Below are 13,216 nucleotides of genomic sequence, written 5' to 3' on the forward strand. Positions count from 1 at the left end.
GCGCACCAAAGAAAAACCCCGCCTCGGCAAAACCGGGACGGGGCTTGATTTTTCGACCGCTTGCGCGGTGCCTGCTCGACTTAGCCCTGACGGGCCTTGAAGCGGCGCTGGGTCTTGTTGATCACGTAAACGCGGCCTTTGCGGCGCACGACGCGGCAATCCCGGTGCCGGTTCTTGAGCGAGCGGAGCGAGTTGCGAACTTTCATCGTTCATCTCCTGTCTGTCGCGGCGCGGGCCAGCGCCTGAGGTTGCGGGCGGCCCCGTCAATCGGAACCAATGAATTCATGGTGGGCGATACAAGGTTCGAACTTGTGACCCCTTCGATGTCAACGAAGTGCTCTACCACTGAGCTAATCGCCCATGAATACCAATACTTGTACCGCGCTCCAAATATTCCGGAAACACGATCCTCGCGTCGGTTCGCCGGTCTATAAAAGGAGTCGGACCAAGGATCAAGGGGCTTTTGATCACTTGATTTATCAGTCTATCATGACCTGTCACGTTCGGAGCCGCAATGTCCAAAGCCGCCTATCACCTGCACGCCCCAGCGCGTCGCGAAACCAGCGTCGTCTTTGCGTCGCCGCATAGCTCTTGCGACTATCCTCCCGCCTTCCTCGCGAGGGCGCGGCCCGACGCGCTGGCGATGCGCAGCTCGGAGGATGCCTTTGTCGACCGCCTTTTTGCCGACGCGCCCGATCATGGCGCGCCGCTGCTTCTGGCTGGCGTTCCTCGCGCTTTCATCGATCTCAATCGCAACGCGAACGAGCTGGACCCGGCGCTGATCGACGGGGCGCGCCATTATGGCCACAATCCGCGCATTGCCTCGGGGCTGGGCGTCATCCCGCGCGTCGTGGCGGGTGGCCGCGTGATCTATGATGGCAAGATCAGCATGAACGAGGCACGGCAGCGGATCGACACCTATTGGCGGCCCTACCACGCCGCCCTGACGGCCGAGTTGAACTGCGCGCATGCCGCATTTGGCAATGCCATTCTGATCGATTGCCACTCGATGCCGCACGAAGCGTTGGACAGCACTGTGCGCAACGGCGCACGCCGTCCCGATGTCGTGCTGGGCGACCGGTTCGGCGCTTCGGCCAGCCGTGAGATCATCGAGCGGATCGAGACCGCGTTCCAACGCGCAGGTTTGACCGTCGCGCGCAACACGCCCTTTGCCGGGGCTTACATAACGCAGACATATGGCCGCCCACCGCGCGACCGCCATGCCGTCCAGATCGAGATCGACCGCGCGCTCTACATGGATGAGCGCACGGTGACGCCCAATGCCGATTTCGAGGCGTTTCGGAAAGTGATGGCCGGCATCACCGCGGAACTGGCCGCGATCGGCCGCCCCCTACGCATGCCGCTGGCTGCGGAATAGAGGGTCAGCGCAGCGCGCGCCCCTTGACGATGGCCGCCTCCCCGAATCGCGCACGGATCTGGTCGCGGGCTCGCTCGGCCCCGCTGCGCCGCAAGGCGCCGGGATCCAGAAGATCCCCCGAAAGATCGGCCACGCTCTCATCCACCAGGTCCGACAGTCCGACCCCGATCAGGCGGAAGGGTGCCTCGCCTGCCGCGCCATCCATCAGCACGCGGGCGGTGCGGTAGATCGTGTCGGCCATCTGGCTGGCATCGCGAAGCGACTGGCGCCGCGTCAGGCTGCTATGGTTGGCGCGCTTCAGCTTCAGCGTGACGACGCGCCCGGCCAAATGCCGCGCCTTGGCGCGGTCCGACACTTTCTCGGCCAGCCGCCAGATATGCCCGTCAAGGATCTCCAGATCGCCGGTATCCTCGTTGAACGTCGTCTCGTTCGAGATCGACTTGACCGGTGCGCGCGCATCCACGCGGCGATGATCCTCGCCGCGCGCCAGATGCCATAGCCGGTCGCCCATCGCGCCAAAGCGCGCGTGCAGGTCGGTCCGCTCCCAGCGCAGCAGATCTGAAAAGGTGCGAATGCCCGCCGCCTCCAATGACGCCTGCGCCGCCTGCCCCACGCCCCAGATCAGGCGCACGGGTTTCTCCTTCAGAAAATCCCCGGTCTCGGCGACGCCGATCACCGAAAATCCGCGCGGTTTGTCGAGGTCCGAGGCAATCTTGGCCAGAAACTTGTTGTGGCTCAGCCCAATCGATCCCGTCACGCCCAGCTCGTCGCGCATCCGCCGCACCAGCCGGGCCAACATCACGGCGGGCGGCGCGCCGTGCAGGCGCGCGGTGCCGCGCAGATCCATGAAGGCCTCGTCCAGCGACAAGGGCTCGATGGCGGGGGTCATATCCTCCATCATTGCGCGGATCTGGCGCGAGACGGTGGCATAGACCTCCATCCGGGGTTTGATCACCACTGCATCGGGGCAGAGCTTCAGGGCCTGAAACATCGGCATGGCCGAGCGCACGCCGCGAATCCGCGCCACGTAGCAGGCCGTCGACACCACGCCGCGCCGCCCGCCGCCGATAATCACCGGCTTGCCCTCCAGCTTCGGGTCATCGCGCTTTTCCACGCTGGCATAGAAGGCGTCGCAATCCATATGCGCGATGCCCAGATCGTAAAGCTCGGGATGCGAGATGACACGCGGCCGCCCACAGCCCACGCAGCGGCGCTGCGCGGGGTCGTTCTCGGTCAGGCAGTCGCGGCAGAATGCAGGCATGATCCAGCTTAACACGTCCTCCGGTCGGCGCTAATCCCGCCCGTTCTTCTTGCGAAAAATATCCTCGCCGAAGGCATGAACTCTCTTCTGACGCTCGATTTCGATCAGGGCAGGCTGGCCAAAATATCTGCAGCGGCCCGAGCCGGATCATCCGCGGCCCAGATGGGCCGACCGACGACGATATGATCGGCGCCGTCCTCCAAAGCCTGCGCCGGGGTCGCCACGCGCTTTTGATCGCCCATCGCGCTGCCGGCCGGCCGCACGCCAGGGGTCACGATGAGTTTCCCCGCCGCCTCGGGCAGGGTGCGGATCATTGCGGCCTCCTGCGGCGAGGCGATGACTCCATCAGCGCCCGCCTCGAATGCGCGGGCGGCACGTGTCGTGACCAGGTCGGGGATATCCCCCGCGGTGATCAGCCCCGCATCCAGATCGGCGCGGTCCAGTGATGTCAGAATGGTCACGGCAAGGATCTTGGTCGGCTTGCCCGACGCGCCCTCGGCGGCCGCGCGCACGACATGCGGATCGCCATGCACCGTCAGCAGGTCCAGATCGAACCGGACCAAGCCGCGCACGGCGGCCTCGATCGTCGCGCCGATATCGAAGAGTTTCATATCGAGAAAAATGCGCTTGCCGTGCTCGGACTTGAGTTCGTTGGCAAGGGCCAAACCGCCGCCGGTCAGCATGCCAAGGCCGATCTTGTAGAACCCGACCTGAGAGCCGAGCTGCTCTGCAAGGTTGAGGGCCGTAAGCGCATCAGGCACGTCGAGAGCGACGATCAGGCGATTGTCGGGGGTCTGTGTCATGGGCGCGGCTCCGGGTTCAACTGGTGCGCCCTACATACGGCGCACCGGCCTCAGGTCAACCGCACCTGTGCGCTTGTCAGGCAGCCGCGTTGCCCAGAAGGCGCGACAGCAGGCTTTTCTGGCTGGCATCGGCAATGGCCTGCTTTAACGGGGCCGCGTGATGAAGCCGGGTCTTGCCAGCCGCGTTCTTGTGCGCCGTGCGAGCCGCCTGCGAGAGGCCGCGCGCGATCAGGCCATACTCGGCGTGCAGTGGGGCAGCCACGGAAGCCGGGTATGAAAACGTCTGTCCTTGATCGTGGATTTTCACCAGCGTTTCGAATGCACCGATCTCGGGATTGTAGCGCACGTTATCGAACTGAATTTTCTCGATCTTCATGGGACTGCTCCTTCGTTGAACCAACCTCATCGGCAGGTGAAGGGCCTGTGGATAACTCGCCCCTCTCAAGATTAACTAAGCGGCAGCTGTTACGGTTTCATCACAGGGCACGAAAAGTTTACCAAAGCGGCGTTTTGGGGGTTGGCAGGCCTTGAAGCCGTCTCGCCTGTTGCCCAAATACAACTAGAGGGTTCCACCGGCACATGCCTCAAACAGGGTGCGCCACCGGAATATCGCTTGTAAAAAGGAGACCAACATGGACTTGAACAAGTTCACCGAGCGTTCACGCGGGTTCATTCAGGCGGCGCAGACCATCGCGATGCGTGAAAGCCACCAGCGTCTGTCGCCCGAACATCTGCTCAAGGCGCTTCTCGATGACGAAGAAGGCCTTGCCGCCAATCTGATCCGCCGCTCGGGCGGCGATCCGGCGCGGGTGGCGCAGGCCAATGACGCTGCGGTCGCCAAGATCCCGGTCGTGCAGGGCGATGCGGGCCAGACCTACATGGACCAGCAGACCGGCAAGGTTCTGGCCGAGGCCGAGAAGCTGGCGACCAAGGCCAAGGACAGTTTCGTGCCCGTGGAGCGTCTGCTGCAGGCGCTGGCGCTGACGAAATCCCCGGCCAAGGAAGCGCTCGAGGCGGGCAATGTTTCGGCCCAGACGCTGAACGAGGCAATCAATGACATCCGCAAGGGGCGCACCGCCGATACGGCGAGTGCCGAGGACAGCTATGAGGCGCTGGAGAAATACACGCGCGATCTGACTGCCGCCGCCGCCGAGGGCAAGATCGATCCCATCATTGGCCGCGACGACGAGATCCGCCGCGCGATGCAGGTGCTGAGCCGCCGGACCAAGAACAACCCGGTTCTGATCGGTGATCCGGGCGTCGGTAAAACCGCGATTGCCGAGGGCCTTGCCCTGCGCATCGTCAATGGCGACGTGCCCGAAAGCCTTGCGAACAAGCGTCTGCTGAGCCTTGATATGGGCGCGCTGATTGCCGGTGCGAAATATCGCGGTGAGTTTGAAGAGCGTCTGAAATCCGTCCTCAACGAGGTGACGGATGCAGCGGGCGAGATCATCCTTTTCATCGACGAGATGCATACACTGGTCGGCGCGGGCAAGGGCGATGGCGCGATGGATGCGGCCAACCTCATCAAGCCTGCGCTGGCGCGGGGCGAGCTGCACTGCATCGGCGCGACCACGCTCGATGAATACCGTAAACATGTCGAAAAGGACGCGGCTCTGGCCCGGCGGTTCCAGCCGCTGGTCATCAACGAGCCGACGGTCGAGGACACCGTCAGCATCCTGCGCGGCATCAAGGAGAAATACGAGCTGCACCATGGCGTGCGGATCGCGGACAGCGCGCTTGTGGCGGCTGCGACGCTGAGCAATCGCTACATCACGGATCGGTTTCTGCCCGACAAGGCGATCGACCTGATGGACGAGGCCGCCAGCCGTCTGCGGATGGAAGTGGATAGCAAGCCCGAAGAGCTGGACGCGCTGGACCGCGAGATCATGCAAAAGCAGATCGAGGCCGAGGCGCTGAAGAAAGAGGATGACAACGCCTCCAAGGATCGGCTGGTCAAGCTGGAAAAGGAACTGGCGGACTTGCAGGACCGATCGAGCGAGATGACCGCGAAATGGCAGGCCGAACGTGACAAGCTGGCCGGCGCGCGCGACATCAAGGAAAAGCTGGACCGCGCCCGGATCGATCTGGATCACGCCAAGCGCGCGGGCGATCTGGCCAAGGCCGGTGAGCTGAGCTACGGCGTCATCCCCGGTCTGGAAAAGCAACTGGCCGAGGCCGAGCAGTCCGAAGAGGACGGCGTCATGGTCGAAGAGGCCGTGCGCCCCGAGCAGATCGCGCAGGTTGTCGAGCGTTGGACGGGCATTCCCGTCGCCAAGATGCTGGAAGGCGAGCGGGAGAAGCTGCTGGGCATGGAGGCCGGTTTGCACAAGCGGGTCATCGGTCAGGATACGGCGGTCAAGGCCGTGGCCAATGCCGTGCGCCGTGCGCGTGCGGGACTTAACGACGAGAACCGTCCGCTGGGCAGTTTCCTCTTCCTCGGGCCGACAGGCGTGGGCAAGACCGAGCTGACCAAGGCGGTGGCCGAGTTCCTCTTTGACGACGACAACGCGATGGTGCGCATCGACATGTCGGAGTTCATGGAGAAACACAGCGTCTCGCGTCTGATCGGCGCGCCTCCCGGCTATGTCGGATATGACGAGGGCGGCGTTCTGACCGAGGCCGTGCGCCGGCGCCCCTATCAGGTGGTGCTGTTCGACGAGGTCGAAAAGGCGCATCCGGATGTGTTCAACGTGCTCCTGCAAGTGCTGGATGACGGTGTGCTGACCGACGGTCAGGGCCACCGCGTCGACTTCAAGCAGACGCTGATCGTCCTGACGTCGAACCTCGGAAGCCAGGCGCTGAGCCAGCTGCCGGAAGGTGCCGACGCGGCGGATGCCAAGCGCGGCGTGATGGAGGCGGTGCGGGCCCATTTCCGGCCCGAGTTCCTGAACCGGCTGGACGAGACGGTGATCTTTGACCGGCTGAGCCGCGACAACATGACCGGCATCGTCGACGTGCAGCTTGAGCGGCTGAAGAAACGTCTGGCGGCTCGCAAGATCACGCTGGATCTGGACGAGGCGGCCAAGAAGTGGCTGGCCGATGAGGGGTATGACCCGGTCTTCGGTGCCCGCCCGCTCAAGCGTGTGCTGCAGCGTGCGGTTCAGGATCCGCTGGCTGAAATGCTGTTGGCCGGTGACGTGCTGGACGGCTCGACCGTGGGTGTGACGGCGGGCGACGGGGGCCTCATCATCGGGGACCGCGTCGGCACGACCAAGCGGCAACCGCCGGAGGATGCCGTCGTTCACTGATCGGCGATACGCTTGAGAGGGCCCGCGCATGGGGACATGCGCGGGCCCTTTTCGTGGCGGATGGTCGGGTCGCGGCGCAGTTCAGGACATATAGTCTGCCTGGCTGGCCTTGGCACGCAGACGCACAAGATCGGTAGCCGGGCGGAAACTCTCGGCCTGCGCGGCCGCCCACCACTCGGAATAAAGCGTATCTTCGGGCGCATCGATCAAAATGCCCTCTGGAAGGAAGGAGTGGATCAGGTCCATCGGCAGTGCGGCTTGCGGCCCGGTTCTGTGCATCATGTGATGTGGCTGCAATTCATTGGGATGCTTGAGGCCGGCGGCCGCGATCATGTCCACCAACGCCGCGACCGTCTTGTGATGAAAGCGCGCCGACCGGACGCCCTGCACCTCGGGGATGAGGCCGCGCTGGCGGGCCGCGTTCTGGGTCGCGACGCCGGTGGGGCAGGTGTCCATATGGCAGCGCTGCGACTGGATGCAGCCCACCGACAGCATGAAGGCGCGCGCGGCATTGCACCAGTCGGCCCCCAGCGCGATACTGCGGGCAAGTCCCATGCCGGAATAGATCTTGCCGCCCGCGACGAGCCTGATGTCGTTCTTGAGACCGCAGCCGACCAGCGCGTTGCGCATCAGGATCAGCCCTTCGTTGAGGGGTGTGCCCATCCAGTCCGACAGCTCCAGCGGGGCGGCGCCCGTGCCGCCTTCGCCGCCATCGACGACGATGAACTCTGGCTTGATGCCGGTTTCAAGGATCGCCTTCATCATGGCAAAGACCTCGTAGGGCTGTCCGATGCAAAGCTTGATCCCTACCGGCTTGCCGCCCGACAACTCGCGCATTTGCGCGGCGAATTCCAGCATCTCGATCGGGGTTGAGAACGCCTTGTGCGCCCGGGGGGAGATGCAATCCTTGCCTTGCTCGATGCCGCGCACCCGCGCGATTTCCGCCGTGACCTTGCTGCCTGGAAGCATGCCGCCATGGCCGGGCTTGGCGCCCTGGCTCAGCTTGATTTCCGTCATCTTGACCTGATCGCTCTGGGCCGTGTCGCGAAACATCTCGGGATCGAAATTGCCGTCCTTGCCGCGCGCGCCGAAATAGCCCGAGCCCAGCTCCCACACCAGATCGCCACCATGCGCCCTGTGATGATCGCTGACACCGCCCTCACCGGTGTCATGGTAATAGCCGCCCTTGGCCGCCCCGATATTCAGCGCCCGGATCGCATTGGCAGAGAGCGAGCCGAAACTCATCGCCGAGACGTTGAGGATCGATGCCGAATAGGGCTTGGATGTCTGATCGTGGCCGACATGGACGCGCGGGGCTGTGTCGGGGTCATTCTCGGGCGCCATGGAGTGCAGGAGCCAGTGGTAATCCTCTGCATCGGTCTGCCGCTCGGTCCCGAACGGGTGCGTGTCCGTCTCGCCGCGGGCGCGGGCATGGACGAGGTTGCGCGCATCGAAGGAATAGGGCGTGCCGCTGAGGTCGTCCTCGACGATATAGGCGCGCAGATAGGGGCGCAGTTTGTAGAACAGCCACCGCACGCGGCCCGCGACAGGGTAGTTGCGGGTGATGGTCCAGGTTTTCTGATTGCGGTCATAGACGCCCAGCACCACGACAGGCACGGTGAAGATCAACACCAGCAGCCAGCCGGCATTGATGAAGGCCAGCCCGATGGCAAGGATCGATAGGGCAAGCGCCGTGACCGGTATGATCGCGCGGTTGATGGTGTCCAGCATGCGTGCCTCCTGGCGCTTGGATGTGCGGCGTTGCGCCTTGGTATGCCATACGCAGCGTAAGGCAAAGGTTGGCGTGGTTGGTCAGTGTTTGAGGGAATAATGTGGCGGATCGGTTTCGCATCAAGAAACAATAACCAAGGAATCATAGATATGTTGTCAGTTTTGCATGGCGCAGGCTATGCTACGGCCAAAGCGCCGGGGTGGTTGAGGCAGGCCGATGGACCCACGATGCGCAGCGCAACAGGCAACGAAAAGTTGGATATATGGCAGACCAAGACGACAGCGACAGCCCCGATGACGCGTCCGAGACGCCCCGGTGGCTGGATGATCTGCGCCCCGGCGCCGAGGGTGAAGGATTTTTCGAGAAGAACCTTCGTCACTCGCTGATGTTCGTCAAACGGCCCAGCGACCGCCTGCTGGTGACCTTCGACAACCTCTCGAACGTCAATGATGAAAGCGTCCTGCGTGAGCCGTGGGCCTACAAGTTCGCGGCCGATAGCGGCTTTTCCCATCTGGGTGTAATGGCACATGTCAGCGACTGGTATCGTGACGAAGGGTTGATCCGCCGGTTCGAGGCGCTGGTGGCGGAGGGCTTTTTCGAAGGATATGAGCGCGTTGTTTTTGCCGGGGTCTCGATGGGCGGCTATGCCTCGCTGGCCTTCTCGTCTCTGGTACCCGGCGCGCATGTGGTCGCGATCAACCCGCAAACCACGCTCGACCCCGATCTGGTGCCGTGGGAGACGCGGTATGAGAATGGGCAGCGGCAGGACTGGACATTGCCGCTGGGCGACGGTGCGGCGGTGACGCAGGGCGCTGGGCGCGTAAATGTGTTCTATGATCCTTATTTCGAGCTTGATCGCCAGCATATCGAGCGCTTTCATGGCGATAACATCCGTATTTTCAACTGCTGGTTTTCCAAGCACAAGACGGCGGTATTCCTGCGCAAGATCGGCGCGCTGAAACCGGTGATGACCCGCTGCATCATGGATGAGCTGACCGAAGCCGAGTTCTATGACCTCTATCGCGCGCGGCGCGACCTGCGGTGGTATCGCGGCGCGATTTCCAACCACTTCCGTGACAAGGGCCGCGAGGCGCTGGCCGATGGGTTCGACAAGGCGTTCCGCCGCCGCTTGCGCCGGGCCAAGCGCCGCGCCGAGGCGACAGACCCCGCTTCCGAAGCGCCGGTGATCAAAGCCCCCGTCAGCGAACCGGCCGCGCCGTCCAGCACGGCCCCAGAGGGTGAGGCGCACCTTCAGGTTGGCGGCCAGTCCAAGATCCGGCGCGCCAAGATCCCGACGGACGGAAGCATGGCCCGGATCAGGACGCCTGAGAACGCTGGAAGAAAGGCGCCCGCCAAGGGCTTGGGCCTCAAAAGCGTTCTTGTCACCACGATGAAGAACGAAGGGCCATTCATGCTGGAGTGGGTGGCCTATAATCGCATGATCGGATTCACCGACTGCCTGATCTACACGAATGATTGCGATGACGGGACCGACCTGATCGCGCAGCGCCTCGAGGCGTTGGGCCTGGCAACGCACCGCCAGAATCCGCTGAAGGAAGGTATCAGCCCGCAGCGCACCGCCCTGCGAGATTCCGCCAAGCAAGATGTGGTGAAAGAGGCCGATTGGCTTCTTTGCGCGGATTGTGACGAGTTTCTCAACATCCGCGTCGGCAAGGGGCGGCTGGATGACCTTTATGCCGCCGTCGGCGATGCCGATGGAATATCCGTCTGCTGGAAGCTCTTCGGCAATAGCGGGCGCGTCGAGTATTCAGAGGATCTGGTGGTCGATCAGTTCGACCGGGGCCTTGGCGAAACGGAATATCCGAACTACCGGTCCCTGGGGATGAAAACTCTGGCGCGCCAGAACGAGCGGTTTGCAAAGCTGCGGGTGCACCGGCCGATGTTTCATCTGGATCGCGGGGATATCGCGTGGGTCGATGGGGGCGGCAAGCCGATGCCCGAAGATTACCTCGTCTCCGGCTGGAAGGCCTATGGCGGGTTCAGCCATGACTATGTGCGTCTTCACCATTACGCCGTGCGCTCGGTCGACAGTTTTCTCGTCAAGCGGGACAGGGGGCGGACCAACCATGTCGATGACGACCAGGGCATCGATTATTGGTCCAACATGAACTTCAACACGCAGGCTGATCCGTCCCTGCATGCCCGCCTACCTGCTTTGCGCAAGGAGCTGGCACGCATGTTCAAGGATCCGGAACTGGCCGATCTGCACAAGAAGGCCGTCGCATGGCACCGGGCCAAGATCGCCGAGCTGCGCCAGCGCGAGGGCTGGAACGGATTTCGCGACGCGATCACAGCCATAAACGCAGCGCCCGAGCTTCAGGACAGTTGACCCGATGGCGTCGCGGACTCCGGAGATTGTGCTACATGGCGGCGTTCACAAGACGGCAACGAGCCACATCCAGTCGATTCTGCAGCGCAATGCCGGCCGGCTTCGCAAAAGCGGCGTGTATTACGTGCACCACCGTGACACACGAAAGGAATATACCGTCCCGGTTCAGCTGAACGGCTATGAAAAAATCGGGATGGATTTTCAGCCGAAGGTCACGGACGCCGAGCTTGAAGATATTGCCGCCTCCTTCTTTGCACAGATCGAAGCGCCGCCGGGCGCGCGCATCATCCTGTCGGACGAGAATATGGCCGGGCATAGCGGCCATTGCGTGCGCCGTGGCTTTATCTATCGCTGGCGCAAGACGCTGATCCCGAATTTTGCGCAGAACATCCCGTATCCGGTCACTGAGCTTCATCTCGCGATCCGGAACTACGCCGACTTCTTCGCCTCGACCTTCGTCGAGTTTCTGCGCTCAGCGTCGGGCGAAAAGATCATCCCCGAGGCGCAGATGAAGCGCGCGGTCCTCTCCAACCTGCCAAGCTGGACAGGTCTGATAGATTTATGCCTCAAGACATTTCCGGACGCGCAGCTGTTCATCTGGCGGTTCGAGGATTACCGCGTCTTGTCGGATAGAGTCATTGCCAATCTCTGCGGACCCGATATCGATTGCACGGCGCTGGCCACGCCAAAGCGCAAACGCGGGCGTCCATCCGCCAGCCACCGTGCAATTCAAGAGCTCCTAATCGAGGTTGAGCGAAACGGTGGCGAGGCGGCGTTGGCGCGCAGGGTGGAAATCCAGGACGCATATCCCCGCGGCCCCGACTATCCCGGCTATGACCCTTGGAGCGAACAGGAACGCGCGCACTTGACCAGCCTTTATGAGAGGGACGTCGCCGAAATCGCCAGCCGTCCGCGTGTCACGATGCTGAGTCCATGACGTGCCCACTACAATGAAAATAACCATGCTTGCCGGGCGGGCGCTCAGGCAGCAATGAAAACAGAGGACAGAGTCTAAAGATGAGCAAACTTCACCATATCGCCATGCTGTGGGTCGAAGGTCCGCTAAGCTACCTCGAGCAGCTTTGCGTGAAATCCTTTCTCGACGCCGGTCATCCGGTAACGCTTTATCATTATGGCCCCGTTTCGAACGTGCCCGAGGGCGCCGAGATTGTGCATGGTGATGTCATCCTGAAACGGGATGAGTTCATTCAGCATGTGCGAACAGGCAGCCTGGCGCTGTTTTCGGACGTGTTCCGCTACCATCTCCTGACGAAATCCGATCGCACGATCTGGGCAGACACGGATGCCTATTGCATGAAGCCGTTCGAGACGAAGACCGGACATTATTTCGGCTGGGAAAGTGAAAGCCATATCAATGGTGGCGTTCTGGGTCTGCCAAAGGACAGTCCGGCGCTCGCGGGTTTGCTGGAAATGAGCCATGATGAGTTCGGCATACCCGAGTGGTATAGCGACAGCTTCAAGGCCAAGCTGAAGGCCAAGGCCGATGCCGGTAATCCCGTACATGTCAGCGAGTTGCCTTGGGGAGTATGGGGTCCCCAGGCCGTGACCCACTACGTTCAAAAGACCGGGGAAGACAAATACGCCCTCCCGTGCGCGGGTCTGTACCCCGTGCCGTTCGCCAAGCGTCGCATGATTGTCAAAGGCGACCAGCGCAAATCTGTCGAAAAGTATCTCACTGACAAAACGACCTCGATCCACCTCTATGGCCGAAGGATGCGGCAATATCTGATTTCGCTTCCGGGTGGCGTGCCATCAGAGGGCGGGCTGCTGGATCACCTGCTTGCAAAACACGGCATTGATCCGGTCTCAGCGCCTATCATCCAAAAGGATCCTGTTGCCGAACCAATAGAATAGGTGCGCTGCGCCGGATCGCGGAAGAACGCGTAACACATGAAGTCCGATCGACTCGGATGCCGGTGTATCTGTTCGGAGTGAGCGCGGGCCTCCGGAATTGTGACCCAGAGGAGAATCGCACGCTTCCACATCTTATGCCTCAGCAATGAGGTCCAGCAGAAGGCAGGGCGAGGATACATCAGTGTCCCGCCCTTTTTCGTTCATGCAGACAGAAATGCGGGCGCCGTCTTGGCAAGTGCGTATCCGGCCTCGGCGGCGAGTCGGGCAAATAAGCGTGCGTGAAGGGGATTCTCCGACCTCTGCCTCGACTCCACACCACGATTCCCTGCATCACCCGGCGGAAGGCATGTCATAAACTTGCGCCATACCGGTCATTCCCGCAACAAGTGCCATCTAAGCCCTTAAAATCATGTGAAAAACAGGAAAATACGGTAAATGTCGGCCTTTGTCGAAAAAAGGGGTTGCGGGTATGGGGAACTAACCGTAGAACCCCCTTCACCGGCGGCGCTGAGGCGCTGACGGGATGCGGGACGGACGGACGGGGCGGAGCTTCGGAGGTCTTGACG

Annotated in this window: 10 protein-coding genes and 1 tRNA gene; 5 read left to right on the forward strand and 6 right to left on the reverse strand. The window is 62.3% G+C overall.

What is annotated here, in order from left to right:
* Positions 1 to 80 precede the first annotated feature (80 nt).
* Complete coding sequence (gene ykgO, locus ACEWPM_RS18190) at positions 81 to 206, reverse strand: type B 50S ribosomal protein L36 (protein ID WP_005850168.1); 126 nt, start codon at positions 204 to 206, stop codon at positions 81 to 83.
* A 79-nt stretch (positions 207 to 285) separates the two neighbouring features.
* Positions 286 to 360 (reverse strand) — tRNA-Val (locus tag ACEWPM_RS18195).
* Positions 361 to 514: 154 nt separating this feature from the next.
* Here ACEWPM_RS18195 and ACEWPM_RS18200 point away from each other — a divergent pair.
* On the forward strand, positions 515 to 1,378 hold the full coding sequence (locus ACEWPM_RS18200) for an N-formylglutamate amidohydrolase (RefSeq protein ID WP_393963621.1): 864 nt from the start codon (positions 515 to 517) through the stop codon (positions 1,376 to 1,378).
* Between the two features lie 4 nt (positions 1,379 to 1,382).
* Here ACEWPM_RS18200 and ACEWPM_RS18205 read toward each other — a convergent pair whose 3' ends face one another.
* The 3 genes from ACEWPM_RS18205 to ACEWPM_RS18215 form a co-directional block, all read right to left on the reverse strand.
* Positions 1,383 to 2,639 (reverse strand): DNA polymerase IV, encoded by a 1,257-nt coding sequence (locus tag ACEWPM_RS18205; RefSeq protein ID WP_393963620.1) that lies wholly within the window; start codon positions 2,637 to 2,639, stop codon positions 1,383 to 1,385.
* A 104-nt stretch (positions 2,640 to 2,743) separates the two neighbouring features.
* Entirely contained in the window at positions 2,744 to 3,442 is a 699-nt protein-coding gene (gene pyrF, locus ACEWPM_RS18210) for an orotidine-5'-phosphate decarboxylase (protein WP_393963619.1), read from the reverse strand.
* 76 nt (positions 3,443 to 3,518) lie between these two features.
* A complete protein-coding gene (locus tag ACEWPM_RS18215) occupies positions 3,519 to 3,818 on the reverse strand; it encodes a hypothetical protein (RefSeq protein ID WP_393963618.1) in 300 nt (99 codons plus the stop codon).
* A 256-nt stretch (positions 3,819 to 4,074) separates the two neighbouring features.
* Here ACEWPM_RS18215 and clpB point away from each other — a divergent pair, with 256 nt between their 5' ends.
* Positions 4,075 to 6,693: an ATP-dependent chaperone ClpB gene (gene clpB / locus ACEWPM_RS18220; RefSeq protein WP_393963617.1), complete on the forward strand. Its 2,619-nt coding sequence runs from the start codon at positions 4,075 to 4,077 to the stop codon at positions 6,691 to 6,693.
* A gap of 81 nt (positions 6,694 to 6,774) precedes the next feature.
* Here the strand turns inward: clpB and ACEWPM_RS18225 are convergent, their stop codons facing one another.
* A complete protein-coding gene (locus ACEWPM_RS18225) occupies positions 6,775 to 8,424 on the reverse strand; it encodes an FMN-binding glutamate synthase family protein (RefSeq protein WP_393963616.1) in 1,650 nt (549 codons plus the stop codon).
* A gap of 263 nt (positions 8,425 to 8,687) precedes the next feature.
* On the opposite strand from ACEWPM_RS18225, the gene ACEWPM_RS18230 reads away from it, so the two are divergent.
* The 3 genes from ACEWPM_RS18230 (at position 8,688) to ACEWPM_RS18240 (ending at position 12,650) form a co-directional block, all read left to right on the forward strand.
* Positions 8,688 to 10,775, forward strand: coding sequence for a glycosyltransferase family 2 protein (locus ACEWPM_RS18230; protein ID WP_393963615.1), 2,088 nt, complete (start codon positions 8,688 to 8,690; stop codon positions 10,773 to 10,775).
* Positions 10,776 to 10,779: 4 nt separating this feature from the next.
* Positions 10,780 to 11,712 (forward strand): hypothetical protein, encoded by a 933-nt coding sequence (locus ACEWPM_RS18235; protein WP_393963614.1) that lies wholly within the window; start codon positions 10,780 to 10,782, stop codon positions 11,710 to 11,712.
* An 80-nt stretch (positions 11,713 to 11,792) separates the two neighbouring features.
* Positions 11,793 to 12,650 carry a hypothetical protein gene (locus ACEWPM_RS18240; RefSeq protein ID WP_393963613.1) on the forward strand — a complete coding sequence of 286 codons (858 nt, stop codon included), beginning with the start codon at positions 11,793 to 11,795 and terminating at the stop codon, positions 12,648 to 12,650.
* Positions 12,651 to 13,216 lie beyond the last annotated feature (566 nt).

Origin of the sequence: Roseovarius maritimus (genome assembly GCF_043355895.2) — a bacterium.
GTDB lineage: Bacteria > Pseudomonadota > Alphaproteobacteria > Rhodobacterales > Rhodobacteraceae > Roseovarius > Roseovarius maritimus.

Excerpts from the sequence above, each read along its gene's own strand:
- ACEWPM_RS18235 (WP_393963614.1), top strand. The coding sequence starts at position 10,780 with ATGGCGTCGCGGACTCCGGAGATTGTGCTACATGGCGGCGTTCACAAG.
- ACEWPM_RS18225 (WP_393963616.1), bottom strand. The coding sequence starts at position 8,424 with ATGCTGGACACCATCAACCGCGCGATCATACCGGTCACGGCGCTTGCC.
- ACEWPM_RS18205 (WP_393963620.1), bottom strand. The coding sequence starts at position 2,639 with ATGCCTGCATTCTGCCGCGACTGCCTGACCGAGAACGACCCCGCGCAG.
- ACEWPM_RS18240 (WP_393963613.1), top strand. The coding sequence starts at position 11,793 with ATGAGCAAACTTCACCATATCGCCATGCTGTGGGTCGAAGGTCCGCTA.
- ACEWPM_RS18215 (WP_393963618.1), bottom strand. The coding sequence starts at position 3,818 with ATGAAGATCGAGAAAATTCAGTTCGATAACGTGCGCTACAATCCCGAG.
- clpB (WP_393963617.1), top strand. The coding sequence starts at position 4,075 with ATGGACTTGAACAAGTTCACCGAGCGTTCACGCGGGTTCATTCAGGCG.
- pyrF (WP_393963619.1), bottom strand. The coding sequence starts at position 3,442 with ATGACACAGACCCCCGACAATCGCCTGATCGTCGCTCTCGACGTGCCT.
- ACEWPM_RS18230 (WP_393963615.1), top strand. The coding sequence starts at position 8,688 with ATGGCAGACCAAGACGACAGCGACAGCCCCGATGACGCGTCCGAGACG.
- ykgO (WP_005850168.1), bottom strand. The coding sequence starts at position 206 with ATGAAAGTTCGCAACTCGCTCCGCTCGCTCAAGAACCGGCACCGGGAT.
- ACEWPM_RS18200 (WP_393963621.1), top strand. The coding sequence starts at position 515 with ATGTCCAAAGCCGCCTATCACCTGCACGCCCCAGCGCGTCGCGAAACC.